The 23,886-nt window shown below is 51.9% G+C and carries 28 protein-coding genes; 5 read left to right on the forward strand and 23 right to left on the reverse strand.

The window, feature by feature from the left end:
* Positions 1-3: 3 nt before the first annotated feature.
* From ACGTIC_RS00155 to ACGTIC_RS00165, 3 genes are all read right to left on the reverse strand, one after another.
* Positions 4-1,269 carry a DNA repair exonuclease gene (locus ACGTIC_RS00155; protein ID WP_075581613.1) on the reverse strand — a complete coding sequence of 422 codons (1,266 nt, stop codon included), beginning with the start codon at positions 1,267-1,269 and terminating at the stop codon, positions 4-6.
* Positions 1,269-2,666 carry a PLP-dependent aminotransferase family protein gene (locus ACGTIC_RS00160; protein ID WP_059076525.1) on the reverse strand — a complete coding sequence of 466 codons (1,398 nt, stop codon included), beginning with the start codon at positions 2,664-2,666 and terminating at the stop codon, positions 1,269-1,271. The genes ACGTIC_RS00155 and ACGTIC_RS00160 overlap by 1 nt, the downstream gene beginning before the upstream one ends.
* A 130-nt stretch (positions 2,667-2,796) precedes the next feature.
* The gene (locus tag ACGTIC_RS00165; RefSeq protein WP_113856394.1) at positions 2,797-4,074 is read right to left on the reverse strand and encodes a hexokinase; all 1,278 of its coding nucleotides are present in this window, start codon (positions 4,072-4,074) and stop codon (positions 2,797-2,799) included.
* Positions 4,075-4,330: 256 nt separating this feature from the next.
* Here ACGTIC_RS00165 and thiS point away from each other — a divergent pair, with 256 nt between their 5' ends.
* Genes thiS through thiH form a run of 3 tightly spaced genes read left to right on the forward strand, consistent with a single transcriptional unit; the run spans position 4,331 to position 6,526 of the window.
* Positions 4,331-4,525, forward strand: coding sequence for a sulfur carrier protein ThiS (thiS, locus tag ACGTIC_RS00170; RefSeq protein ID WP_113856395.1), 195 nt, complete (start codon positions 4,331-4,333; stop codon positions 4,523-4,525).
* Positions 4,526-4,579: 54 nt separating this feature from the next.
* Entirely contained in the window at positions 4,580-5,350 is a 771-nt protein-coding gene (locus ACGTIC_RS00175) for a thiazole synthase (RefSeq protein WP_059076522.1), read from the forward strand.
* Between the two features lie 12 nt (positions 5,351-5,362).
* Positions 5,363-6,526 carry a 2-iminoacetate synthase ThiH gene (thiH, locus tag ACGTIC_RS00180; RefSeq protein WP_059076521.1) on the forward strand — a complete coding sequence of 388 codons (1,164 nt, stop codon included), beginning with the start codon at positions 5,363-5,365 and terminating at the stop codon, positions 6,524-6,526.
* Positions 6,527-6,847: 321 nt separating this feature from the next.
* Here thiH and ACGTIC_RS00185 read toward each other — a convergent pair whose 3' ends face one another.
* The 16 genes from ACGTIC_RS00185 to tnpA form a co-directional block, all read right to left on the reverse strand.
* On the reverse strand, positions 6,848-8,062 hold the full coding sequence (locus ACGTIC_RS00185) for a PLP-dependent aspartate aminotransferase family protein (protein WP_113856396.1): 1,215 nt from the start codon (positions 8,060-8,062) through the stop codon (positions 6,848-6,850).
* 25 nt (positions 8,063-8,087) lie between these two features.
* Positions 8,088-9,416 (reverse strand): branched-chain amino acid transport system II carrier protein, encoded by a 1,329-nt coding sequence (locus tag ACGTIC_RS00190; protein ID WP_257536567.1) that lies wholly within the window; start codon positions 9,414-9,416, stop codon positions 8,088-8,090.
* Positions 9,417-9,495: 79 nt separating this feature from the next.
* Positions 9,496-10,689 carry a PLP-dependent aspartate aminotransferase family protein gene (locus ACGTIC_RS00195; protein WP_059076518.1) on the reverse strand — a complete coding sequence of 398 codons (1,194 nt, stop codon included), beginning with the start codon at positions 10,687-10,689 and terminating at the stop codon, positions 9,496-9,498.
* 544 nt (positions 10,690-11,233) lie between these two features.
* Positions 11,234-11,626 carry a hypothetical protein gene (locus ACGTIC_RS00200; protein ID WP_257536568.1) on the reverse strand — a complete coding sequence of 131 codons (393 nt, stop codon included), beginning with the start codon at positions 11,624-11,626 and terminating at the stop codon, positions 11,234-11,236.
* A gap of 435 nt (positions 11,627-12,061) precedes the next feature.
* Positions 12,062-12,955: a tautomerase family protein gene (locus ACGTIC_RS00205; protein ID WP_014016598.1), complete on the reverse strand. Its 894-nt coding sequence runs from the start codon at positions 12,953-12,955 to the stop codon at positions 12,062-12,064.
* Positions 12,956-12,971: 16 nt separating this feature from the next.
* Positions 12,972-13,967, reverse strand: a complete 996-nt coding sequence (locus ACGTIC_RS00210; RefSeq protein ID WP_014016597.1) for an NADH:flavin oxidoreductase — start codon at positions 13,965-13,967, stop codon at positions 12,972-12,974.
* A gap of 28 nt (positions 13,968-13,995) precedes the next feature.
* Positions 13,996-14,355, reverse strand: a complete 360-nt coding sequence (locus ACGTIC_RS00215) for a cupin domain-containing protein (RefSeq protein ID WP_014016596.1) — start codon at positions 14,353-14,355, stop codon at positions 13,996-13,998.
* A gap of 19 nt (positions 14,356-14,374) precedes the next feature.
* Positions 14,375-15,085 carry an NAD(P)H-dependent oxidoreductase gene (locus tag ACGTIC_RS00220; RefSeq protein ID WP_014016595.1) on the reverse strand — a complete coding sequence of 237 codons (711 nt, stop codon included), beginning with the start codon at positions 15,083-15,085 and terminating at the stop codon, positions 14,375-14,377.
* Between the two features lie 39 nt (positions 15,086-15,124).
* Positions 15,125-16,051, reverse strand: a complete 927-nt coding sequence (locus ACGTIC_RS00225; protein ID WP_230579054.1) for an MBL fold metallo-hydrolase — start codon at positions 16,049-16,051, stop codon at positions 15,125-15,127.
* Between the two features lie 22 nt (positions 16,052-16,073).
* The gene (locus tag ACGTIC_RS00230) at positions 16,074-16,667 is read right to left on the reverse strand and encodes a nitroreductase (RefSeq protein ID WP_014016593.1); all 594 of its coding nucleotides are present in this window, start codon (positions 16,665-16,667) and stop codon (positions 16,074-16,076) included.
* A gap of 35 nt (positions 16,668-16,702) precedes the next feature.
* Positions 16,703-17,122, reverse strand: a complete 420-nt coding sequence (locus ACGTIC_RS00235) for a pyridoxamine 5'-phosphate oxidase family protein (RefSeq protein WP_014016592.1) — start codon at positions 17,120-17,122, stop codon at positions 16,703-16,705.
* Between the two features lie 47 nt (positions 17,123-17,169).
* Complete coding sequence (locus ACGTIC_RS00240; RefSeq protein ID WP_014016591.1) at positions 17,170-17,601, reverse strand: MarR family winged helix-turn-helix transcriptional regulator; 432 nt, start codon at positions 17,599-17,601, stop codon at positions 17,170-17,172.
* Positions 17,602-17,827: 226 nt separating this feature from the next.
* Positions 17,828-18,058: a hypothetical protein gene (locus ACGTIC_RS00245; RefSeq protein ID WP_155274721.1), complete on the reverse strand. Its 231-nt coding sequence runs from the start codon at positions 18,056-18,058 to the stop codon at positions 17,828-17,830.
* 200 nt (positions 18,059-18,258) lie between these two features.
* Complete coding sequence (locus tag ACGTIC_RS00250) at positions 18,259-18,771, reverse strand: recombinase (protein WP_113856399.1); 513 nt, start codon at positions 18,769-18,771, stop codon at positions 18,259-18,261.
* Positions 18,750-19,031, reverse strand: a complete 282-nt coding sequence (locus tag ACGTIC_RS00255) for a recombinase zinc beta ribbon domain-containing protein (RefSeq protein WP_113856400.1) — start codon at positions 19,029-19,031, stop codon at positions 18,750-18,752. The genes ACGTIC_RS00250 and ACGTIC_RS00255 overlap by 22 nt, the downstream gene beginning before the upstream one ends.
* A gap of 313 nt (positions 19,032-19,344) precedes the next feature.
* The gene (gene tnpA, locus ACGTIC_RS00260; protein WP_113856401.1) at positions 19,345-19,758 is read right to left on the reverse strand and encodes an IS200/IS605 family transposase; all 414 of its coding nucleotides are present in this window, start codon (positions 19,756-19,758) and stop codon (positions 19,345-19,347) included.
* Here tnpA and ACGTIC_RS00265 point away from each other — a divergent pair.
* A complete protein-coding gene (locus ACGTIC_RS00265) occupies positions 19,702-20,139 on the forward strand; it encodes an RNA-guided endonuclease TnpB family protein (protein ID WP_257536569.1) in 438 nt (145 codons plus the stop codon). The two genes, tnpA and ACGTIC_RS00265, sit on opposite strands and share 57 nt — an antisense overlap.
* 138 nt (positions 20,140-20,277) lie before the next feature.
* Here ACGTIC_RS00265 and ACGTIC_RS00270 read toward each other — a convergent pair whose 3' ends face one another.
* Complete coding sequence (locus ACGTIC_RS00270; protein ID WP_113856402.1) at positions 20,278-20,943, reverse strand: MBL fold metallo-hydrolase; 666 nt, start codon at positions 20,941-20,943, stop codon at positions 20,278-20,280.
* 14 nt (positions 20,944-20,957) lie between these two features.
* Positions 20,958-21,836, reverse strand: a complete 879-nt coding sequence (locus ACGTIC_RS00275) for a DsbA family oxidoreductase (RefSeq protein ID WP_307788720.1) — start codon at positions 21,834-21,836, stop codon at positions 20,958-20,960.
* Between ACGTIC_RS00275 and ACGTIC_RS00280 the strand changes: the two genes are divergently transcribed.
* Entirely contained in the window at positions 21,721-22,368 is a 648-nt protein-coding gene (locus ACGTIC_RS00280) for a TetR/AcrR family transcriptional regulator (RefSeq protein ID WP_257536571.1), read from the forward strand. The genes ACGTIC_RS00275 and ACGTIC_RS00280 overlap by 116 nt on opposite strands.
* Positions 22,369-22,376: 8 nt before the next feature.
* Here the strand turns inward: ACGTIC_RS00280 and ACGTIC_RS00285 are convergent, their stop codons facing one another.
* Together ACGTIC_RS00285 and ACGTIC_RS00290 are read right to left on the reverse strand one after the other, a co-directional pair.
* Complete coding sequence (locus tag ACGTIC_RS00285) at positions 22,377-22,742, reverse strand: pyridoxamine 5-phosphate oxidase (protein WP_113856405.1); 366 nt, start codon at positions 22,740-22,742, stop codon at positions 22,377-22,379.
* Positions 22,743-22,792: 50 nt separating this feature from the next.
* Complete coding sequence (locus ACGTIC_RS00290; protein WP_162816296.1) at positions 22,793-23,578, reverse strand: LuxR C-terminal-related transcriptional regulator; 786 nt, start codon at positions 23,576-23,578, stop codon at positions 22,793-22,795.
* Positions 23,579-23,886 lie beyond the last annotated feature (308 nt).

Here is a 23,886-nt window from a genome sequence, read left to right on the forward strand (position 1 = left end):
ATCTTATCCTCTTCTATCTTCCAGCAGCTTCTGCATGCCCAGCCATTTGGCTTTTTCAAACGCTTCCAGGAGCCGTTCGTCGGAAATACTCCGGCCATACGCTCCCAGGCGTTCAAATTCCGGCCGCTGTGACAAGATATCGCGCAGGACTTTCATTTTTTCATCCTGCGGCAGTGCATCGAGCTTGTCCGATACGTTGAGGTAGTCCCCTACCGTATCGGGCAGTTTACTCCGTTCGCCGGCATTGATTTTGGGACGGGCCATGTTGCGCAGGCGCTGTACCATGACGAAGGCGTATTTGCCGGCTTCTTCTTCCCGCCAGGCATCGATCCAGTACTGTGTCGCTTCCGGGTTATTGATGACCTGGTACATACTGCCCGACCCGGTAAAATTTATCGTCAGGAAAGTGGGCTTGCCACATTCCCGGCGCACTTTTTCTTTGGTAAAGCGCACGGCATCGCGCAGCTCCGAAACCGACTCGGCGTTATCGATGGGCACGTCGGCCGTTTCCCAGCGGACGATGCTCGTATCGATGAATTCCATATGTACCGTCCCGTACGGGCCTACTTCCACGTAATAACAGCCCCGCGGCCCCGTTTCTGTACAATCGAGTCCCTGGGGATTGCCGGCATATACGACATAAGGCTTCTCTGACAGGACCTGGTGCTTGTGCACGTGGCCCAGAGCCCAGTAATCCATGCCGCTTTCCTGCAGGTCCGTCATGCTGCACGGGGCATACGGCGACTGGGCACTGCCGACCTGGGTGTGCAGCAGGCCGATGGCATAACGGTCAGCCGCAGTCCGGCGGAAATTCCAGGCCAGATTGTCCCGCTGCTCGCTCTTGGCATAGCTCTGCCCGTAGACAGCGGCTATTTCTTCCCCGTCTACGATGAGGGGGATCCGTTCGACCTTTTCCGTGCCAAAAACATGTACGTTGGGCGGAAAGGGAATCCGTGCCTTCCAGGCATCCAGCGGGTCGTGATTGCCCAGTACGGCAAAGACCTGTATATGGTGCTGGGCCAGCTTGTGCAGGAGGCGTACATAATCGAGCTGCGCCGTCAGGTTGTGGCTGCTGCTGGTATAGACGTCGCCGGCAATAAGGACGGCATCGACTTCTTTATCAATCGCCGTCTGGACGATTTTCTGAAACGCCCGGACCGGTGCCTTGCCGACGATACGCTGCCAGCGTTCATCGACCATGGCGATATCATGAAAGGGACTGCCCAGATGCAGGTCCCCGCAATGTATAAAACGTAAACTTTTGGCCATTAGTCTCCCTCTTTCTCTGACCAGGCTGTTTTTAGTGCCTCCACAGCGTCTTTCAGCTGACAGCCGGGAATTTTGGAAAAGCTCAGAAGAAATTCTTTTTCCGTCTCCAGATTCCGGTTTTCATAAAAGGATTGCACCGATAAGACGCGGCAGCCTTTTTTCGCTGCCTTTTTCAATAATATGTCTTCCGTATCGGGGCTTTTCAGGGTAATGTGACAATAGACGCCCGATACGATACGGCTGACGCGGATGCGGTCCCCAAAGGCTTTCACGAGGAAACGCTCCATGATCTCCCCTTTTTCCTGATAGTCTTTGCGCAGGCGCCGCACCTGCCGGGCCAGTTCTCCGCTGCGGATATATTCGGCAAGGACACACTGTTCCAGCACAGAAGCGCCCTGGCGGAACAGGGCGCGGCTCTGCCGATACCTGCCAAGAAGCGGTGGCGGAAGGACCATGTAACTAAGACGCACAAATGGCGGCAGCACTTTGGACAGTGCCCCCATGTAGATGACGCGGCCTGCCTTGTCCATTCCCTGCAAGGCAGGCACGGGACGGCCGTAATAGCGCAGTTCACTGTCATAATCATCTTCGACGATCATGCCATCGTGGTCGCCTGCCCAGTGAAGCAGGTCGTAGCGCATACCGGCCGGCATGACTGTTCCCGTAGGGAACTGGTGGGACGGACTGACATATACCAGACGCGCCCCGCTCCGTTCCAATATATCCATAGACAACAGCCCGTCCCGCACCGGTACGGGCTGCAGCGAAAATCCGCGGCTGCGGAATAGTTCCCTTCCCAGGCGGAATCCCGGCTCTTCCACGGCGATACACTCATAATCGGGCCGGAGCAGACTGGCAAGGACGGCCAGAAGCGGAATGGTTCCCGAACCGATCAGTATCGCCTCCGGATCGGCATGGACGCCGCGGCTCTGGTAGACATATTCACTCAGCGCCTGCCGCAGGACAGGTGCTCCCTGTTCATCCTGATTGGCCAGAAGATATGCCGGCTCACTCAGGACGCGGTTCATCAGCTTGCGCCAGACCATCATAGGAAAGCGTTCCATATCCATGTCCCCGCTGCCAAAATCATAGACGACCGGCGGCTGTATTTCCTGCTTTTCCGGCTGACGGTACACGGGCCGTTCTTTTTTCTGCGGAAAGGCAATATCGGCTACTTCATACCGCGCCTTGGTCCGGCGGATGATGTATCCTTCACTGGCAAGCTGGTAATAGGCCTTTTCGACGGTCATCTTGCTGACGCCGGCCCGTTGGGATAGTTCGCGCACTGAAGCCATCTTCATCCCTGCCGGCATCCGGCGGGCCGTAATTTCATCGCGGTAATAGGCATATATTTGTACATAGTACGGTATTTTGCTAAGAGTGTCGATTTGCAGCATAGGTCCCCCGGTAATAATCAAGGCAAATTTACGATAAGCCTACCCTTTATTGTATCGAAAAACAGTTCTGGTGAAAAGAGCTGACAGGCACATTTATAGGAGAAATGCCGACAAACCGGACCGTATGGCATCAGCTGTCAGCTACGGCCGCTGCAATGGCTGCCCCGACCGACGGGCCATCATAGACCAGTGCCGCTTCCACGGGAATCCCCTGCTGCCGGGAATGACCCCGCCGGGCCGCACAGCCATACAGGGCATCGTCAAACATGAGGAGCCCTCCGCGGATATGACTCAGGAGCCCCCCCTCAATGGCAATGGACTGGCGGGAAATATGGCCTTTAGGATACAGATGCTGCAGGATTCCATAGCAGGCAGCGCCGGAAAGCTGTGCCGTCCGCACGAGAATCGTCCCGGCCAGATTGCGCAGCGGCTCTACATCAGCGGGAGCGACGATGCGGTTCAGCAGGCGGCTCAGGCGCAGGCGGGCATCATCGGGATTGCCAGCCGTTACAATGCGGTTCATTTCCGGTGTCGTGCACGGCGGGATATCGTCCGTATCAAAATACGTCTTCAATGTCTCTCTATAGATAGAACCGAGATAGGCGCCACTGACCATTTTTTCCAGCATGTGGTGACCGGGAAAGCGCGTCGCTTCGTCTACCCGTTCATCCCATTGATTTCGCGGCATCCCATCGAAATCACCCGCTTCCAGGTTGATGACCATGGACTTCTCTGGTTCGTAATAACAAATATTAAACCCCGTCCCGCAAATGACGCCAATATGGGTATGGCGGTATTGATAAGCTGCAGCCATGAGCACGGCTGTCGTATCATTAATCAGCGCTGCCGGACGGATCCGGTCGAGACCGCGGCGCCGGAGCGCCTCTTTCAGCAATTGGTTGATCCAATTTCCTTCCACGCCGGCAACGGCCATTTCCTTAGACCACTGTACCAGGCGCGCGTCGTGACAGTCGGACTGGCTGACTTCATAGGAAAAGGTATGCCCCAGGGCACAGTCCACATTGCCTCCGGCTGCTTCCTCTACAGTAGCCGCGATAAAATCAAAAAGCTCCTCTGCCCGCGTCTCCTTCGTCGTATAATCGTATTCTCCTTCTTTCCGCAAAGGATGAGAGACAATTTTATCAATAATAAAGCAGTGCCCGCCCAAAAGACGGATACGGGAAGCGCGCACATTGGTCCCGCCGAAATCCAGGGCCAGATACGTACCCTTCTCGCTGCCATCTGGCAGATCCATATAGGACGGCAACGCTGAAAGAGACGATGGATCACCTGCTTCTGCCGCTTCCAGCTGCTGCCGGAAGGACGCTGCAAAATACTGCAGCTGTTCATCACTCCAATAAAAATGCTGCGCAATATTCATCCAGTTGCCACTTGCTTTCCGGCCCATGTACAGTCCCCCTGTCTGTTTCGCTATCGTTATAAATATTATACTACAACAGGAGATGACGATAAAATTTTTACGTAAAATTTTTGTAACAGCTGTTATATGTGACAAATTACACATTGACATTTTTTCATATTTCACTATAATGAAACGTAGAGTGAGACCGGAAGAGGCCGCACGAAGGGGTACACCACCTTGGGTGTAATTCTTCGTGCGGCCTCTTTATTTTTCTATTCCCCACGCGGAAAGGAGACTCAGCATGGTCAGGATAAACGGCAATGAGGTGGCCGCGGCCGGGCAGAATTTGCAGGCTTTCCTCGAACAGGAAGGTTATCGCTGCGACCGCATCGCCATTGAACTAAACGGTGCTATCGTACCGCGCAATACCTATGCCGCCGTAACCCTCCACGATGGCGATTCCATGGAAATCGTCCATTTCGTAGGAGGCGGCTGATACAGACAGCATACGGCGTTCTTACCTTATATTACGAATCAAGGAGTGATTCCCATGGAAAATGATGACAAACTCGTACTTGGCGGTCATGAATTCACATCCCGCTTTATCTTAGGTTCCGGTAAATTTTCAGTCGATCTGATCAAAGCCGCCGTCGATCAGGCAGGCGCCCAAATCGTCACCATGGCCCTGCGCCGTGTAGAAGCCGGACAGAAAGACAATATCCTCGATTTTATTCCCAAAGGCGTAACCCTCCTGCCGAATACGTCGAGCGCCCGCACGGCCGAAGAAGCCGTCCGCATCGCCCGCCTTTCCCGTGAAATCGGCTGCGGTGATTTCATTAAAATCGAAGTCATGCGCGATTCCAAATACCTGCTTCCTGATAATGCCGAAACGATTAAAGCGACGGAAATACTCGCCAAAGAAGGGTTTATCGTCCTGCCCTATATGTATCCCGACCTGTACGCCGCCCGGGCGCTCGTCGATGCCGGCGCCGCTGCCATCATGCCCCTGGCCTCTCCTATCGGTACCAACAAAGGCCTGAGCACCCGCGATTTCATCCAGATACTCATCGATGAAATCGACCTGCCCATCATCGTCGATGCCGGTATCGGCCGTCCGTCCCAGGCCTGCGAAGCCATGGAAATGGGCGCTGCCGCCATCATGGCCAATACGGCTATCGCCACAGCCGGCAACCTGCCGCTCATGGCCCAGGCATTCCGCAAAGCCATCGAAGCCGGTCGTGCCGCTTATCTGGCTGGTATGGGCCGTGTACGGGAAACGGCTTCGGCTTCTGATCCGCTCACAGGATTTTTAGGCGACTAAGGGGGCTTTTTCATGGAACAGAAACGTATTGATCATATGAAATATCTGCCCGGCATGGAAGTGCTCGATTCGGACATGCTCAGCCAGGTCTTAAAATACCATGATGCCTTCCGCAATGAAGATTTTACCGGCAAAGACGTTGAACTGGCCCTCAGCAAGATGCGCCTCGATCCGCATGATTTCATGGCACTTCTCTCTACGGCCGCTGCTCCCTACCTGGAAGAAATGGCCCAGAAAGCCCATATCGTCACGCGCCGCCATTTTGGCAATAACATTTCTGTCATCACGCCGATTTATTTTGCCAACTACTGCGACAACTACTGTATCTACTGCGGCTTCAATTCCCATAACAAAATCAAGCGGGCCCGCCTGTCTGACGAAGAACTGCACCGGGAATGCAAAAACATCGCCGATGCCGGCATTGAAGAAGTCATCATGCTCACTGGAGAAAGCCCCAAGATGAGCGACATCAAATACATCGGCAATGCCGTGAAAATCGCCCGTCAGTATTTCCGTGCCATCAACATGGAAATCTACCCGGTCAATTCCGATGATTACAAATACCTCCACGAATGCGGCGCCGATTACGTCACGGTCTTCCAGGAAACGTACAATTCCGATAAGTACGAAACACTGCACCTGGCAGGCAACAAGCGTATTTTCCCATACCGTTTCTATTCCCAGGAACGGGCTATCCTCGGCGGCATGCGCGGCGTCGGCTTCGCCGCTCTCTTAGGTCTCGATGACTACCAGAAAGACGCCGTGGCAACGGGCATGCACGCCTATCTGATGCAGCGGAAATATCCCCATGCGGAAATTTCCCTTTCCTGCCCGCGCCTGTGCCCGATTATCAACAACGATAAAATCAACCCGAAGGACGTAGACGAACGGAAACTGACCCAGATTATCTGTGCCTACCGCCTGTTTCTGCCTTACGCTTCCATCGTCGTTTCCAGCCGGGAAAGCGCCAAATACCGCAACGCCATCATGAAAATCGCTGCTACCAAAGTATCGGCCAGCGTCTGTGTCGGCATTGGCGGCCATCTGGAAGATGACGGCAGTGAAAAAGGCGATGAACAGTTTGAAATCACGGATAACCGTCCCTTCGATGAAATGTACGCCGCCATTAAAGGCATGGGGCTCCAGCCGATTACGAGCGAATACATTTACTTATAACACCGTTTGCAGACGCCGGAATATCCGGCCGGCGTTTTGCCATATACTAAACATATCCAATGGCCCTGCCAGCCCTATCCACCTGGCAGGACAGCAAAAAAGGATTGTCACACATCATGGTGCGGCAATCCTTTTTTGCATGGCTTCCTATGCTTCTCTCAGTAAATATCCGTTGGCTTTATATATTTTAAGAATAAATTAAATAAAGGTAATAGAAAATATACTAAAGAGGCTGCAACAGCATGAACCGGATAGGTCCTGTCGTTGCAGCCTCATGTACGCCTGGATAAAATAATGTAATCCCGTCGATATCCGTCCCGGTCAGACCACAGCCAGGGCCTGGTCCAGATCGGCGATGATGTCTTCCGGGTCTTCCAGACCGACTGACATGCGTATCATGCCGTCTGTAATGCCGGCCGCTTCCCTCACTTCTCTGGGAATCATGGTGTGGGTCATGGCGGCGGCCTGTTCTACCAGTGTTTCCGTATCGCCCAGGCTGACGGCCAGCGTACACAATTTAAGATGGTTGATGAACGTCTTGCCCGCTTCCAGTCCGCCTTTGACATCGAAGCTCAGCATGCCTCCACCACCGCGCATCTGCCGTTTCGCCAGTTCATACTGCGGATTAGATGGCAGGAAGGGATAGCGGACGATGTCAATTTTCGGGTGCTGTTCCAGATACTGCGCAATCTGAAGTGCATTGGTATTATATTGTTTCATACGCACGGCCAGCGTCTTGAGTCCCCGCGTGGCCAGAAAGGCGATTTGCGGTGCCATGACGGCACCAAAGTGCATGAGCGTACCGAGGCGGCAGTCGCGCAGGAATCCTTCATCATTGGAGATGATGGCTCCTCCCAGAAGATCGCCGTGACCGCCGATGTACTTGGTCACGCTCTGTACGACCCAGTCGGCGCCCAGGTCGAGAGGATTCGTGTTGTACGGCGTGGCAAAGGTGTTATCAACACCGACTTTGATGCCGTGTTCATGAGCGATGGCCGAAATAGCCGCAATGTCAGCCATGACCATGGTCGGGTTTGCCGGCGATTCGACGTAAATGAGTTTCGTATTGTCTTTGATGCCATCCTTCAGCGTTTCCAGATTCTGCGGATCAAAGGTCCCCACATCGACGCCGAACCGGGGCAGGAAATCACGGGTGATATCTTCTGTACCGGAATACTTGGCCTTGCAGAACAGCGCATGGTCACCGGCGCGTACACTCATGAAGATGGCCCCTGCCACGGCACCCATCCCCGATGCATATGACACGGCACCGAGTCCATGTTCGGCAGCGGCTATCTTTTTTTCAAAATAATCGTTGCTGGGATTGGTAATACGGCTGTAGGCAAAACTTTCGGCATAATCGTCACAGGCTTTGACCGCATCATCTGTCGAGTCGAAATAAAAGGTCGAAGTCTGATAAATCGGTGGCACTAAGGCACCGTAGGCATCCCGCGGTTCACCGGCATGAATGTTGACCGTAGACGGTCCGTATTTTGTCCTGTCAAAATCAGGATGGCGCAATACACTTAAACTCATGTTCATATCCCCCTCTTCATATTACTTATTCTCCCACTGTCCTTACAGCGGCTTTACCATGTCCCGTCGCTTTATAAATCAAAGCTCCTGCGACAAAGCCGATGATAAACGGCGTAATCCAGCCGAAGCCAAAGGTCGAAAGCGGCGTTGCTGCCACGATAGCTTTGGCAAAGCCAAGACCGGACAGGCCCGGCAGTGATTCTATCAGCGCATAAATAGTAACCAGATATACCGATCCCTTGTAGGCCCCGTCATTCGGCACGACTTTGACCAATACGCCCAGGACAAGCAGTGCCAGGCACGGCGGATAGCATACGCCGAAAATCCAGCCGACGTAGGTGACGATGCCATCGACGCCAAGGAGAGCCGTAAGAGCCGAAAGGATGCTGCATACGATAGCAACTTTCTTATAACTGACTTTGCCGGTCATGGTGCTGGTAAATTCCGCAACAGCCGCTACCTGGCCGATAGCCGTAGTCAGGCAGGCCAGTACGACGGCGATACCCATGGGGACCATGACCCACGTGCCGACGCGCTGGATGATGGCGACGAGCAGTTCTGCCCGGCCGATAGACTGCGGATAGTCACCGCTGACACAGGCGCCCATATACAACAGCGACCCGTAAATGATGAGGAGCAGGACGAAGGCGACGATGCCGCAATAAATGAGGACTTTATTGCGCTGGGCAATGGTCGTGTAGCCTTTGCCCTTGATAGAGCTGATGAATACGGCTGCCATGATAAAGCTGACCAGGACATCGCCTGTATTATATCCACCCAGGAAGGCATTGACGAACGGTTTGGCTACCTGTGGTTCAATCGGCGTTCCCAGAGGATGGACGATACCCATGATGGAAACGACGACCAGGATGAGTGCCAGAAGCGGCGTCAGATACCGGCCCATGCGGTCCATGACGTTATTCTTATCTTTGACAAAGAAGAAACATATGATGAAATATATGATGACCAGTGGAATGAACGGCGCCCCCGGCACATTGCCCTGTACGCCGAGCTGGATAGCCGTAGCACAGGTCCGGGGAATGGAAACGAAGGTGCACACAAACATCAGCGCCGCCAGCAGGACATTGTACGTATACTTGCCGACGTGATCGGTGATAGCATGGACATCGCCGTTCAGACCAATGACAACCAACGTAAAAATAGGAAGGAAAATACCGGAAAGCGTCAGGCCCGACAGGCCGGCAAATACGGCAGACCCGCTATTGAGGCCCAGCTGGGGCGGGAAAATCAGGTTGCCTGCCCCAAAGTAGGTAGCGAAGAAAGCAAAACCGAGGATAAAAATATCGAGAATCTTGATACTGCCATTACCGGGAGAAGAATTGCCACTCATCATACATACCTCCTTATAAGCCGCACCCGGCCCTTCAGTCCCGCAGCCCGTCCGGGCCGGATGCCGTACCACAAAACAGAACTTATAATTTTTCCAGAGCCTGATCGAAATCGTTCAGCAAATCGTCTGTGTCTTCCAGTCCGGAAGACAGGCGGATCTGGCCGTACGTGATGCCAATTGCCGCCAGTTCATCGGCCGAAAGGTCACGGTGGGATGCTTTCGGCGGATAGGTCAGAGTCGTGCACGTACCGGCCAGAGTCGGTACGAAATGGACCAGTTTCAGATTGGCAATGAGTTTGTCGATCAGTTCCATTCCGCCTTTGAAATTGACGCTGAGCATGCCGCCGTATCCATTGCCTTCAAACTGCTTGTCTGCCAAAGCCTTGCTGGGAGACGAATCCAGGCCCGGATAATAGACTTTTTCTACTTTCGGATGGTGTTCAAAGAACTTTGCCAGAGCCAGGCCGTTCTGGCTCATCTTCTGGACGCGCAGCGGCAGTGTCCGCAGACTGCGTGCCAGGAGCCACGATTCCGTCGCACCCAGATTGCCGCCGTACAGGCCGAGATAGAAGCGGATCGTATCGATCAGTTTTTTCGATCCCAGCGCCGCGCCGCCTACGATATCGTCATGGCCGCCCAGGTATTTCGTCGCGCTGTACAAAACGAGGTCGGCGCCGAATTTTGCCGGCTTGGCCACGATGGACGTAGCAAAAGTGTTGTCGATAAAGAGCAAGGCGCCGTTGTCATGGGCCACGTCTGCCAGATGCCCCAGATCCGGGACGGACATGAGCGGATTGGCAATGGTTTCCCCGTAAATAACTTTCGTATTGGGCTTGATGTAGTCTTCCGGTTTCTGTGTATCGAAATCGATGAACGTCGTTTCGACGCCCCACTTGGAAAGTTCATGTTTTAAGAAATAGAACGTTTCCCCGTACAGCACAGGAGAAGCCAGTACATGGTCTCCCGGTCTGAGCACGGCCAGAAGCGATGTGGTGATAGCCGCCATGCCGGAAGAAAAGACCAGGCCCGTTTCCGTTCCATCGCCCGCTGCCAGAATACGCGATGCCGCATCAGAATTAGGGTTTCCCAAACGGAAATAGGCGTAGCCCGGTGCCCCTTCATCACAGATTTTATCCATCGGTTCAATAGAATCAAATATATAGGCCGATGACAAATAAATAGGAAATGTTTCCGGTACGGTCAGTGCCTTGTTCATTTCATAGCACATTTCTCCTGTCCCCGTATGCATATACGTCGTAGCCGTTCCTCTTGACATGATATAATCTCCTTCCCTAAGTACAGAAATCAACTGGCTGTATGACTTTTCCGGAATCGTCAATTGTCTTTTTGTTATCTTAATTATATCGGTAAAAGGCAAAAAAATATATGCATCACGCGGCGTATTTATAATAGTATTTTAGGAGTACATCGGATAAAACATACTCCTTTTATACTCCTCCCGTACTCCTTTTATACTCCACGCACACTCTCTCCGCCTCGTTTTCCTGCCACTTTCATCCTCCCCGGGCTGCGCGCTGTATCTCAAAGGTGTCTGTATTTGATACAATCGAACGATAGCAGGGATTTTGAACACCCCCGTATGCATAGGCAGGTTCACTCTTTTCCCTACAAATCTGCGCCATCATAGTATACAGGAACAAAAGGAATCTACAACAAGGAGCTAATATCATGGGCTTAGATGACGCGGATATTCTGGATACCATTTATCACAAAGCGGAAGCCAGACTGCGCGCCCAGTTAAAAGCAATATAAAAAAGTCAGGGCAGCTGCCATTCAGTTGGCAAACTGCCCTGACTTTTTTATGCTCTGATTTCCGTCCCGTCCTTGAAGGTCACCCGGATATCGTCTTTGCTGTACACCGTGATGAAGTCCACCAGGCTGCCCCACAGCCGGGCATCGAACCCCTTGATGAGTTCCTGCTCCCGAAGCTCCTTGATGAAGCTGTCCATCTGGCGGCTCCGGGCCTTGCGATACTGGATAGCTTCACAGGTCTTGTCGTACTGCGTCTTCACCGCTTCATACCGGCTGACCAGTTCGTTGTAATTCCGGTCATAATCATCCTGGTTCTGCGCGACCCTGGCGTTCTCGGCTATGAGCTGCTGTACCTTGTCGGCCAGCAGGTTCAAATCCGTGCTGAGCTTGTCCCGTTCCTCTTCCATTGCTTCTATGTCAGTGAGCCGTTCCTTCAGCAAGGTGATGCTGTCAAGTACGTCCGCTTTGTTTTCGATGAGCTGATTGGCGGCCCGGACGAAGGCTTCCTTGATATCATCCTCTGTCAGATGTGGTGTCTTGCAATGGCTTTTGAACTTATCGTTGCATCGGTAGATCCTTGCCGTCAGCGAACCGCTTCCGATGACCCCAGGTGACGTTTTCCGAAATGCTCCGGCTTTCTTCCTGTGCCAGGCTGCTCATGATAGTGATGAGGAGTTCCCCTTTACCAATTATTCTGATACAATCTAACGATGCACCCCCTTGCACCCCCCTGCCTATCGTTAAGCGAGTATCGCCGCAAAGTCGCACGGGACAAGGCTTCGGCAAAAAGAGAAGGGGGTGCATTTGCACCCCCTCGTCGAGGATTTTGCACCCCCAGTTCATATGTCGAATGGTTTTGTAATGGCAATAGATGTTTATAGCCAAGTGGCCCAAGTGCTTTGCAGTGGTATCTTTGTCGTGAATTGCACGGTTGCCGACCATTTCGTTTTTTTCCACTCGCCATTTTCCTTGCGGTAATCACATTTGCATTTCAGGGCGTTCATGGTGACTTCCGATATACCCTGCAATTTTTTTGCCATGTTGAGCATAACATATTCATAGGTTTCGGCGGTATCATCGGACAGTTTCGTAATGAGCTGCTGACCGGTAAAACCGAAAGTAAACTCGCAGGCATCGAAAAAGCCGCAAAAAAGCGGAAATTCTTCGTCAATGCTTCCATGTATGGCCTGTTTGCCGTCCAAAAACATCTCAAGAACGGCATCGTTCGAAAAGACGGTACGCAAAACTTCATAATCTTTGTTGTCCACAGATACCCAATGCTTATCAAAATTTTGCCGAATGGCCAAGCGGTCTTCTATCTGGTTTGCAGCCATAATCTCCCCTCCCGAATTTTCCTCTTTCTTGACCCATGGCATGGCAAGCCCGATATCGGTACTGAGTTTGCCGCGACCGAAAGACATATTTTCAATCGGCAGGGGATACATCATCATGCTTACATCGTCCGGGCCGATGCCGACTTTTTCCTTGGCGTAGCGAGTGACAAGTTCGGCAAGTTTCCGCTTTTGTTCCAGTGTTCTGGTGTCGCCAAAGGCCACGTTCACGACTATGCGCTTGCCGGTGCGCTGCATATCGGGAAAAGTATCCGTGATAAAAAATTCATCTTCTTTATGCTCGCTGATGATGATAAAACGGTCATCCATCGGGGTTTCCATAGCCTCGTGAAGAGCAAGATTCAAGGCATCGGCAAGATTACGTTTCTCCTCCCCAGTGAATTGGTTCGCTCCTATGTGAACATGAAAAACAGGCATTTTATCTCCCCTCGCTTCATTCACTCATGGCATTTCTCGCCCAGTCCGGATTCCCGATGACGGCTCTTGCTACGCCGATCATATCAGCTTTTCCCGCTTGGAGCAGGGATTCGGCATCTTCTTTTGTTTTGACACCGCCGGTAAGGATGATGGGCAGGGTCGTTTGCTGTTTGATTGCCTCGGAGGAGTCGCCAAAGTAGCCGACGCCTTTTTTGTTGCTCGGACTCGAGCCGCAGTGTCCACCGGAAATGCTGAGGTAGGAAAGTCCCGCGCTCTCCAATATTTTTGCAGCCTGAACGCCGTCCTCAATCGTACTGCCGCCGTCCATGTAGTCTGAGGCGCCGAAGCGCATTCCCAAAATAAGATCGCGCCCCAACACCTTGCGTACAGCCGCAATTACCTGCAAATGAAGTTTCAGCCGTCCATCAAGTGTTTTGATTGTGTAAGCGTCCGTGCGTTGATTCATTAGCGGCGAATAAAATTGATTGAGCAAATAACCGTGTGCGGCGTGAATCTCCACGCCATCGAAGCCGGCAACTTTTGCCCGACGTGCTGCCGCCGCAAAATTCTCTATCAAGCCGTCGATTTCTTCTTGCGACATGGCGTGTGTCGGAGCCATCGCGCCGCCCACCATAGCTTTCTTGGGACTTACAAGTCCGCTGGGGCTGATTCCTTCCGTTACCTGAGCCAACGGCGACACTGCCCCGGCATGGGAAATTTGCAGAACAGTTTTGCATCCGTTCCCGTGAATGAGGCTTGCCAGTTTCGTGAGCCCCGCTATATCCTCGTCTTTTGCAGAGGAAAGCTGATTCTCGGAAGCTCTCCCGTTCGGCTGAACAAAACTGTGTTCGATGACAACAAGCCCGAAGCAGCCGCCCTTTGTCCGCTCATCGTAATATTTGAGCTGTTCCTCCGTCACCGTGCCGTGGTCGGATTTCTCCAAATCCACCGGTGCCATGACCAGGCGATTTTTCAGGGCAATGCCGCCCACCTCTATGGATTCTCTCAACATATTTATGTTCCCCGCCTTTCTACGGCTATTATTCTGCCACAACTCCATCGGTAGCCGTATATTCTTCCAAGGAACCGGCTTTCACTTGGATGCAAACATAGGAAAGAGGTTCATCTGCCGCTGCAAAAAACTGCCGCTTTCCCGCCGGGGAAATGCGAAGCCAGTCGCCTTTCTCCAGTTGTATCTCCTCCCCATCGACAACGGCCTTGCCCCGGCCGGACAAAATCGCATAGATTTCCTCGTTTTGCTTGTGGTAGTGGGCAAAGGGTACTTTCTTCCCTGCGGCCAGCTCATTGATGCTGATTTCCGCCCCGGTAAGTCCTAATGTATCATGCAATTCAATGCGTTTTTCGTTGTCTTTGACCTTCGTCGTGCTGTAATTTTTCATGGGATTGTCCTCCTCAATTTTATTTCCAAATAACCGATTCCGTCAGCGGACGGCGGGTCTTGTCACGATGGGGCGTTTCGTTCCGATAGCCAAGGGCAAGAGTAACGGCTGCGCTGTAATGCTCGGTGTCGTAGAGCTTTTCCTCTGCGCCCAAGATACGGTCAAGTTCTTTCGGCTGAAAGCCCTCGATGGCGCAGGAATCCACCCCGAAGAAAGCCGCCGCCGTCATCATGTTGGCCATGACGATATACGCTTGTTTGGCAGACCAGTCAAAGGCGGCGCGTTCTGATTCCATGGTGTTGAAGTCCTTGGTGGAAAAATTCGTGTAGGCTTCTCTGAAAAACTCATATACCTTGTCGGGAATCTGATGAATTTCCTTCAACACATGGTCAAGGTAAGCCGAGCCGAAGGTCACGTCATTTTTCTTGTTGGCAATGAATACGATGAAGTGGCTGGCATTGTCCAAGGGATTTTGCGCGCCCCACGCAAAGGGCTTAATCTTCTGGCGAAGTTCGGCATCTTGAAGCACAATCATCTTCCACGGCTCAAAGCCCATCGAGGTCGGCGCCAGCCGCGCAGCCTCCAAGATGGCATCGAAGGTTTCCTTGGAAATTTTGGCGTTCGGATCGAATTTCTTGGTCGCATAGCGGTACTTCAGGACATTCAGCACCTCCTCGGCAGAGAAATTCGGCTTTTGGGCGTTCATGGTCAAAATGGTGTTCGGGTTCATAGCGTCATTCCATTCCTTTCTGTGTAATAATTTTCTCTGTCAATTACGAATGGGACGAAATTCGATGGGAATCCAACGATATCCTGTTGCTTCTTTTTTGATATATCCCAAGCCCGGAAAGGGGAAGTGCGCTCCGGCAACTAAAATCCTGCGTTCGGCTATTTGCGGCAATATCGACAGGCGCATTTGGGCGGCTGTTTCGGCATCCGTATCAAATATATCGCCCACTTCCGGGTGGGGAAGTTGCACCGATTTGATATGCACGAAATCTCCGAAGGCCAGAAAGTTTTGTCCCCGTGATGAAAACTCAAATCCGGTGTGTCCGGGAGTATGCCCGAAGAGCGGAACGGATTTTACGTTCGGAAACACCTCACTGCCCGAAGCATAGGACACTATGCGTCCTGAGCGGCGATAGGGAAGGAGCGCATCTCTTGCCATTTTGACAAAGGGTAACATGGCCTCCGGGAAGTTTTCCATGGGGGTGTCGAGCCAAAAAATTTTTTCCTGTTCTGCCAGATAAATTGTTGCGTTTGGGAAAACCATTTCCCCGCTCTCCATAATCCCGTTGATATGGTCAAAATGAAGATGCGTCGGCAAGACTACATCGACATCGGAAGCCGCATAGCCCGCCGCGACCAGATTCTCCGTCAAGTGCCCTTTCGTGTCAAGAAATACCGGCGATTCCGTTTCGCCTATGCCCGCATCAATCAAAATCAGATGGTTTCCGGTATTCACCAAGAATACGCTCAGCGTCCCTTCCGACATTCCATCTGCCATGAGCGGGACAAAATCACGGCGAAGCATTTCGGAAAGTTCCTCGTGAGTAAATGAAGTAAAGCCGCTGAACATAGACGCATCGTATCGGACGGATGAATCAAACAGCGCCGTCACCTCATAATCGCCCACCATGGTGCGGAAGAACCCGGGAGCCTGTGTTTTTCGCATGGGTACGGGATTTTCTTTCATGCTGTTCACGCTTTCTGCCGTCTCAATCGACATAACTTACGGGATTGCCGGTGATTTTCCGCTCGGTGCGCTGCGGGAGTCCGTCTGCCGTGTCGGGCAAGCCCACCACCATCGAGGCGCAGACGGTTTCATCTTCCGCAAGGCCAAGTTTCATCAGATAGTCGCGGACAGCGGCATTTTCGTCCAGCCAATGGAGCTGGTTGATATAGCAGCTGCCGAGGTCAAGCTCGTTGGACATAAGCATCATGTTTTCTATGGCACAAGCGCAGTCCGCCATGGCGTTGCCGTAGCCGATTTTGTTGGCCGTCACGATAAGAACGGGGGCATTGTAATGAAAGGCGAAATTTCCTTTTTGCGCCGCCTTGATGACCGCCTGCATGGACTTATACATACCAGGCTTCACTTCCATAGCGGAAAAGGTCCGGCACACAAGTTCCGCCAGTTCCTTCAGCACCTTGGGACTGCGGATGACCAGAAAATGCGTGGTCTGACTGTTGCCGCCGCAGGGGGCGGCGCGCCCGGCATCCAGTATTTTTTCGAGCTTGTCGTCTGGGACGGCTTCCGCCTTGAATTTGCGGGTGCAACGTCTCGTTTTGATGACTTCGTAAGTGTTCATGGTCATTCCTCCGCTGGCTTGTTTTCTCTATGGCGTTACATTTCCACGGATTTCGGCGTACCAAGCCCATGAGCGAGCTTGCAGGTGCATTCGTCCATATACATCAGGACAAGCGTGGGGCTATCGACGGTCTTATGGATTTTATGGACAATCTCATCGAGCCTGTCCCAAATGCGGCGACGCTCCTCTTTGTCCTCAGCGGCGACAAATTTCATCACGCCCGTGATGCGTACCGTGAACTTGCCGGAGGGCTCCATGTAGGTGTAGGCCGTCTGGGGATGGTTGACGAGCTGCCGATAGACTTCCTTGTTGCTGGCCGTGGCGAAGTAAAATTTCCCGTCCTCCTCGAACTGGAACTCGATGCACCGCGCTTCCGGCATTCCGTCCTCCCGCACGGTTGACATGATACCGTAGGCATCCACCGGCAAATACTTCATGAATTCTTCTTTGTTCATAGCCAAATCCTCCTTGTAGTATGTATATACAGATGAAACATATAAAATTACGCATGATCCAATTTGTCCGCCGCTTGGCTCATGGCCGCAGAAAGCTGGCGATATTCTGCTTCACCGATGGCGGCGACTGCCCTGTCTCTCAGCTGATGCAAACTCTCGTCGATGCCTTCTGTTTTCTCTTTGCCAAGTTCCGTCAGGCTGACATGAACGGTTTTCCATTCCTGCTCCTTTTGCAGTATGCCTTGCCCTACGAGAGCATTGACAAAGCGGGTGCAGGTGGACGGCGCAATATCCAGCTTCTCGCTGAGTTCGGAAATCGTGATGCCCGGATATTGGTTCACCACAATCAGCACATAAACATAGGGAGCGGCAATACCGGTCGTGGCATACACTTCATTTACAATACGCCGAAGCACATTCGCCAGCCGATTGGCAGTAAAGAACAGGCATTTTCTCAAGATAGTCTCGTCTGCTTTCACCTTGCCGTCCTCCTCTCTCATTTGCATATACATATAATAGCACTACCCCATACTGCTGTCAATCCCCTTCAGAAAAAATTTGGCAGGACAAAAAAAGCCCCGCCAAGCATCATTCAAGATATTGGATTCATATTTGTCATTTATGTATCGTCATCCCATCGCGGAACACCACGGGCATACCGCCATCTGCGTCCACCGTTACATAATCCACCATGCTGCCCCACAGCTACTCGTCGAAATCCCAGAGCGGTGCGGTCTGCCCCTCAAACGTCTTGATGAAACCAGCCAGACGCTCTGCCTTGACCGACCGCGCGGCGATGGCCTCCGTCACCTCGTCAAACCACTGCTTGGCGGTATCGTACCGCACCACCAGTCCGTTGTAGCGTTTCTGGTACTCCGCTTGGTTCTGTGCGATGCGGGCGTTCTCGGCGACGCACTCCTCCAACATCTTCACCACCACGGCAAGCTCCTCGGCGAGAGCCGACTTCTCCCACCCTAGTTTCCCGATGGTGCAGAGCATCGCTTGGATGGTTTTCGGCGTTGCCTATAGCCAGCCGTCGGCATCGACATATATTCTATCCGCGGTGGTTTTCGACACGAATCATCAGATTCCTGCATAGCACGAAAATTTTTTCGCACCGCACCATCCATCGCGCATCACACCCTCGTCCCATCCCGGAACACCACGGACAGCCCGCCGTCCGCCCTCACCGTCACGCACTCCACCATGCTCCCCCACAGCCGCTCGTCGAACTCGGTAAGCGGTTCGCCCTGTCCTTCGAGCGTCTTGGCGAACCCCGCCAGCCGCTCTGCCTTGGCTGACCGCTCGGCGATTGTTTCCATCACCTCGTCGAACCGCCGCTTGGCGGCATCGTACCTTGCCACCAACCTGTTGTAGCGTTTTTGATACTCCGCTTGATTTTGAGCGATGCGGGCGTTCTCGGCGACGCACTCCTCGACCATCTTCACCACCACGGCAAGTTCCTCGGCGAGTGCAGACTTTTCCTGCTCAAGTTCTTCCGTGGCGCAGAGCGTCTTTTGCACGAGCCGGGCATTGGCGATGACCTCCTCGCGCTCCGTCACCAGTTTGTTGAATGCCGTGACGAAGGCCGCCTTGATTTCCTCCTCGGTAATATGCCACCGGCATATTACCCATGGGGCGTTTGGCATTTATGCCCGTCGTACTTGTTGTTGCAACGGTAGATGACCCTGCGGTACTTGTCGGTGCTATGCCAGACCTTGGCTCCGAAGAAGCCGCCGCATTCGCCGCATTTGATTTTCCCGGAGAAAATGCTCACGCCGCTGTATCTGCCTCCCTCCCGCTTGCGCCGCGCTGCCTCCGACTGCACCATCTCAAAGGTAGCAGGTTCGATGATGGCGGGATGGCTCTGCTTCACGAAGTAGCTGGGGACTTGCCCCGTATTCTTCACCACCTCCTTCGTGAGGAAGTCCGGTGTGAAGGTCTTTTTGATACAAAATAACGATGCACCCCCTATACTCTATTAACGATGCCCCCCCACCGCCTATCGTTAAGCAAGTATTCCTCGGAAACCGCACGGGACAAGGCTTCGAGAAAAAGAGAAGGGGGTGCATTTGCACCCCCTCGGTTGGGATTTTGCCCCCCTAAATTGGACAAGTTCTGTCATTTTTCCATTTGTTCCATTAGCCAATACGGATTCTTCAATTAAAATGCGGCCAGGAATCTTCTCACTTCAGTCAGGAGAGGAATGGCCGCAACGGTAGTCACTTGGAATACTGATTCTGGATGTATTTTGCGACTACTTCCTTGCTCATGTTGCCAAGTGTGCTCATATAGTAGCTGCGTGACCAGATATGACCGCCCCAGAATTTATCGTGCTTGATCTCGGGATGTTTTTTGAGGAACAGTCTGGCACTGCCGCCTTTGAGTGCCTTGACGATGTTTGTCGGCGTATACTTTGGCTTGAAGCTGATGAGCATGTGCACATGCTCTGGCATAACTTCCAGCTCTTCGACAGTCACATCGTTCAGCTGCGCGATGCGCAGCAAGATATCCTTCATCTCCTGCACGAGCTCCGGTGTCGTGAAGGCTGGGTTCCGATACTTCGTCACCCAGATCAGATGAACGTCGAGAAACAGCGCTTGCTCATCGCCAGGCTCACGGCACAAGTCATGCAACGCCGCAGAGATTTCCTGCACCGCACTTCCGCGACACTGATCAAGAACCACGATCTGGTCGCAGCAGAAGAACTGCGAAGCCGGAACTTGCTGAAGAACCATGCCCTGGCTATGAGCATCCAAGACAATGGCTGGCGGATGTTCCTTAGTATGCTGACTTATAAGGTAGCACTGTACGGCAAGAACTTCGTCACCGTCGACCCGCGGAATACGACGCAAACCTGCCACGCTTGTGGCCATATCATGAGCGGCAAAGAGAAACTGACGCTCAAGGACCGCGAGTGGATCTGCCCGAAATGTGGGATACACCACATTCGCGACGTGAATGCGGCCAAAAACATCCTAGCGCGAGCCAAAGCAAAGTTCGTATCCATGCATTGATGCAAACCTATCTTGTCCGTTTGGCAACTTGCGGACGCTAATGGCTTTGGTAATTCCCGGACCTCTGCTGTACCTCGCAAGATTGCGAATGCAGTAAGCCTGGCCTATCTAAGCAAATTGAGGTATCGAAAGATTCCCTCAAGCTCGCGACTTCAGTCGCGGGTAGTTGACAAATGGCGCATACCACGAGCGTTCCCGTTCTGCCCCCACCGTAGTCGGTTCCGTATGTCCGGACAGCAAGACGGTTTCCTGCGGCAGTTTCAGTATACGCTGTGTGATACTCTGCATCAATGTTTGCTCATCCCCACCGGGAAAATGTGTCAGCCCGAAACTGTTCTTGAAAATGGAATCACCCACGAAGGCCACATTGTCCTTGGCGCTATAATAGAATACGCTGTCCGTAGTATGACCGGGAACGTAGTGCATGGTCAAAGAAAATACAGGATTCCTTTCGAGGGCAATCCTGCTCCCGTCCGGCAAATAGCTCACATCATCCAGTTTGATATATAGCCCGCAACCTTCCGAGAGATTCCAACGAGGATTCTCTGTATATTCCCGCCCTCTCTCGTGCATACAGATAGGGATGGACAGTGCATCCTGGATTTGCGCTGCGGCACCCATGTGGTCGAAATGTCCATGGGTGAGCAGAATTTTTTCGATGACGAATCCTCTTTGTCGAATAACAGCTAAAAGAGTATCTGCTTCTGCGCCGGGGTCGAGCAAAAAGCCGTGTCCTGTGGCATCATCAATATAAAAGTAGGCATTGGTGTTAAAAACGCCTGTCACGGGCAACGATAAAATCATGATGCTCCCCCGCCTTACTGCACAAAATGGCAGCCATCCGCCCCGCAGACCATGCCATCTAATGATGTTGCCGCTGACGTTTCCTCAGCCAGTATCTTTTCGATGGCTTTTTTCAGCATGGCCGTCGGTTGTGCACCTGATGCCGTGTACTTGCCGTTGATAAGGAAATAGGGTACGCCGTGAATGCCGTGCTCCATTGCTTCCTGCTCATCGGCGCGTACCTCATCGGCGTATCGGTCGCCGGACAACACTGCAGTCACTTCGTCCTTGTCCAAGCCACATTCGCCTGCGATTTGTGTCAGCACATCATGGTCGCTGAGTTTCAGATTCTTGGTGAAGTAAGCATCAAATAACTTCGTGATAATTCCTGTTTTCCCTTTTTCCTGGGCATATTTCGTGAGACGCAGGGAGTCAAAGGTGTTGGTGTAACGTGTAGAGACGTAGCGAAAGTCGATTCCCTCACTCCTGCCCATGCGGGAGATGGCTTCAATACGCTCTGCTGCCTCCTCTTTGCTCAGATGATACTTCGCAGCAAAACGATCCACCGTAGAGGAAACGACCTCCCGGCTGGCATAAGGGTCAAGTTCAAAGCTCTTGAATTCGATTTCCACTTTATCTCCGCCGTCAATTTCCGCCAAGGCCTTTTCCAGCCGCTTCTCACCGATATAGCAGAAGGGACAGGCGTAGTCCGACCATAATTCGATTTTCATTTTCCGTGCCTCCTTAGCAATATATAGAACTTGTTCGATATTGCAATTATACACAGGGCAGTATATAATGTCAATGGAAATAGAGCGTGTTCTAAAAATAATTTTGAAGAAGGTAAGCGACATGAAAAAATGTGGTCGTCCTCCTAAAAAGGACAATCCCGAAGAAAATAAGGAAAAAATCATAGCTGCGGCCATAGCCATTATCGAGGAACAAGGCGCGGACTGTATCACGGTGCGACGTGTCTGCGAGAAAGCGGATATTGCCACGGGAACATTTTATTATCACTTCCGTAATAAGGATGACCTGATGATGCACTTTGTGCGAGGGCTCTCCTTCGAGACAGTCGAACTTACGGCTCCAACTTCCGATATTGCCGGACGCATAACAGAATTATATATGCTCCTTATCCGGAAGTACATGAACCTTGGCATAGCTTTTATGCGTAGTTTTTACACGCCGGACAATCAGGCACTCCACACCTATATGGGAGAAAAAGACGGGAAGTTTGCCGCTGGAACGGTCATGGCCAGATGTGAGCGGGAACTTGTCACGGCACAAGCGGAGGGCCGCATACCAAAAAAAGCAGATATCCACCAAATGAGCGCGGATATCTGCACGATTGTAAAGGGCTGTATCTTCGAGTGGTGTCTCAGCGAGGGCAAGATGAAGCTGGAAATGGCTGTTCAACGGATGTTAAAAACTTATCTTGCCTAAAAAACAGCTCATTCCAAACTATACTCCTTCGGCCCTTCAGCATAGCTGAACGTCCGTATCTTCTTGATATTGATGTGAAACACCTTGAACAACGGATTAGTCGGCTCCTGATACATCTTTTTCAGCATGGGCAGGATTTGGAAGGCTCTTTCCTTGTATTCCAGATTTTCCTCAAAAACCACATCCCCGTTGAAGGACATGACGGGAGAAAACTTGTTTTCAATGCAGAAAGAGGCTTTAGGTGTGCCGGTCAGCTGCTTATAGACAGGCTTTTGTGCTCCTGTGCAAAAATAGAATTCCTTGCGCAGGATATTGGACAATCTGTTGGATGTGAAGAACAGACATTTGGTCAAAATAGACTCATCTGTATTCATAAAAAAACTCTGCACGATATCTACCGTGCAGAGGCTGATTCCCTATGTACTTATTCCCGGGCCCGTTCCCACGTCCGTATGGCTTCCATAAGCTGCAGGCGGCTGCTGACGCCCAGCTTGGCAAAAATATTGTGCAGATGTTTTTTTGTTGTACACTGGCTGATGACCAGATGACGGCTGATATCTTCCGTCGAATACTGCTTCATGACCAGGCTGGCAATCTCACTTTCCCGGGGAGTCAGCCCCATAGCTATCAGTTGGCTTTCTTCCTGATCTTTTTCGTGCTGCTGCACCTGGCATTCCTTCCGTTCCCTGCGCAAGCGGATAGCCAGATGATCTTTCAGCCGGTCCAGTATTTCCATTTCGTTATCGGTAAAATCCCGCTGCCGGTCCGTCCGGTAGAGGACGACTTCTCCCAGCAGTTTCCGATCATCGGCCAGGACGATGCCGCTATAAAAGCTGACTTCATTGGGGAGAAGAAATGATTTCCGGACTTCTGTCACCGAGTCTGTCACCTCTTCATCCGGCGTGACCAGATCACTGCTGCGATAGGCCATGGTGCGGCGCAGGCTGATGACGCGGCGGCAAATGCCGTTCGTATTGACCAACCGGCCATAAGCCTTGACAATCTCCGGATTCATGTGGATACAGAAAGGAGACTGCAACACCAGAAGACCGCCCGTTTCCTCATGAAACAGAAAAAAAGCGGCCCGTTCAAACGGTACGATATTCCGCAATGCCTCCAAAAAATACCGCTGCATGTCCCGGATCGTATCCGTACCGTGGATCAGCAGGGATAATTCGTTGATTCCCAGCCATTCTGAATTTGTTAACATACTGCCACCTTCCATCCGCCATCACCCGTCCTCCAGGGGGTCCGGTGAAAAAGTAATGCGTCTTTACTCATGTTGCCGTCGCATATTGTCGCATATTATATATACTTATTATATAATGATTATGCAAAAAAATAAAGTTTATTCCTTGTATTTCATTTTGGTATGAATTGATGTTTATTCCATAAATGCATTAATTTATCGTAATTCAGCAACGATTTTTTCCTTTTTTTATGCCTTATCGTCATAATATAGCTGAGAATTTATTGATAGTTAAGAGAAATAAATGTATAATGATATATATTGTTAAC

The organism is Megasphaera hexanoica, assembly GCF_043520715.1.
Taxonomy (GTDB): domain Bacteria; phylum Bacillota; class Negativicutes; order Veillonellales; family Megasphaeraceae; genus Megasphaera; species Megasphaera hexanoica.

Coding starts and splice junctions, on each gene's coding strand:
- ACGTIC_RS00155 (WP_075581613.1), bottom strand. CDS start 1,269: ATGGCCAAAAGTTTACGTTTTATACATTGCGGGGACCTGCATCTGGGC.
- ACGTIC_RS00160 (WP_059076525.1), bottom strand. CDS start 2,666: ATGCTGCAAATCGACACTCTTAGCAAAATACCGTACTATGTACAAATA.
- ACGTIC_RS00165 (WP_113856394.1), bottom strand. CDS start 4,074: ATGGGCCGGAAAGCAAGTGGCAACTGGATGAATATTGCGCAGCATTTT.
- thiS (WP_113856395.1), top strand. CDS start 4,331: ATGGTCAGGATAAACGGCAATGAGGTGGCCGCGGCCGGGCAGAATTTG.
- ACGTIC_RS00175 (WP_059076522.1), top strand. CDS start 4,580: ATGGAAAATGATGACAAACTCGTACTTGGCGGTCATGAATTCACATCC.
- thiH (WP_059076521.1), top strand. CDS start 5,363: ATGGAACAGAAACGTATTGATCATATGAAATATCTGCCCGGCATGGAA.
- ACGTIC_RS00185 (WP_113856396.1), bottom strand. CDS start 8,062: ATGAGTTTAAGTGTATTGCGCCATCCTGATTTTGACAGGACAAAATAC.
- ACGTIC_RS00190 (WP_257536567.1), bottom strand. CDS start 9,416: ATGATGAGTGGCAATTCTTCTCCCGGTAATGGCAGTATCAAGATTCTC.
- ACGTIC_RS00195 (WP_059076518.1), bottom strand. CDS start 10,689: ATGTCAAGAGGAACGGCTACGACGTATATGCATACGGGGACAGGAGAA.
- ACGTIC_RS00205 (WP_014016598.1), bottom strand. CDS start 12,955: ATGCCTGTTTTTCATGTTCACATAGGAGCGAACCAATTCACTGGGGAG.
- ACGTIC_RS00210 (WP_014016597.1), bottom strand. CDS start 13,967: ATGTTGAGAGAATCCATAGAGGTGGGCGGCATTGCCCTGAAAAATCGC.
- ACGTIC_RS00215 (WP_014016596.1), bottom strand. CDS start 14,355: ATGAAAAATTACAGCACGACGAAGGTCAAAGACAACGAAAAACGCATT.
- ACGTIC_RS00220 (WP_014016595.1), bottom strand. CDS start 15,085: ATGAACCCGAACACCATTTTGACCATGAACGCCCAAAAGCCGAATTTC.
- ACGTIC_RS00225 (WP_230579054.1), bottom strand. CDS start 16,051: ATGAAAGAAAATCCCGTACCCATGCGAAAAACACAGGCTCCCGGGTTC.
- ACGTIC_RS00230 (WP_014016593.1), bottom strand. CDS start 16,667: ATGAACACTTACGAAGTCATCAAAACGAGACGTTGCACCCGCAAATTC.
- ACGTIC_RS00235 (WP_014016592.1), bottom strand. CDS start 17,122: ATGAACAAAGAAGAATTCATGAAGTATTTGCCGGTGGATGCCTACGGT.
- ACGTIC_RS00250 (WP_113856399.1), bottom strand. CDS start 18,771: ATGCCAAACGCCCCATGGGTAATATGCCGGTGGCATATTACCGAGGAG.
- ACGTIC_RS00265 (WP_257536569.1), top strand. CDS start 19,702: ATGAACGTCGAGAAACAGCGCTTGCTCATCGCCAGGCTCACGGCACAA.
- ACGTIC_RS00270 (WP_113856402.1), bottom strand. CDS start 20,943: ATGATTTTATCGTTGCCCGTGACAGGCGTTTTTAACACCAATGCCTAC.
- ACGTIC_RS00280 (WP_257536571.1), top strand. CDS start 21,721: ATGTCAATGGAAATAGAGCGTGTTCTAAAAATAATTTTGAAGAAGGTA.
- ACGTIC_RS00275 (WP_307788720.1), bottom strand. CDS start 21,836: ATGATTTTTTCCTTATTTTCTTCGGGATTGTCCTTTTTAGGAGGACGA.
- ACGTIC_RS00285 (WP_113856405.1), bottom strand. CDS start 22,742: ATGAATACAGATGAGTCTATTTTGACCAAATGTCTGTTCTTCACATCC.
- ACGTIC_RS00290 (WP_162816296.1), bottom strand. CDS start 23,578: ATGTTAACAAATTCAGAATGGCTGGGAATCAACGAATTATCCCTGCTG.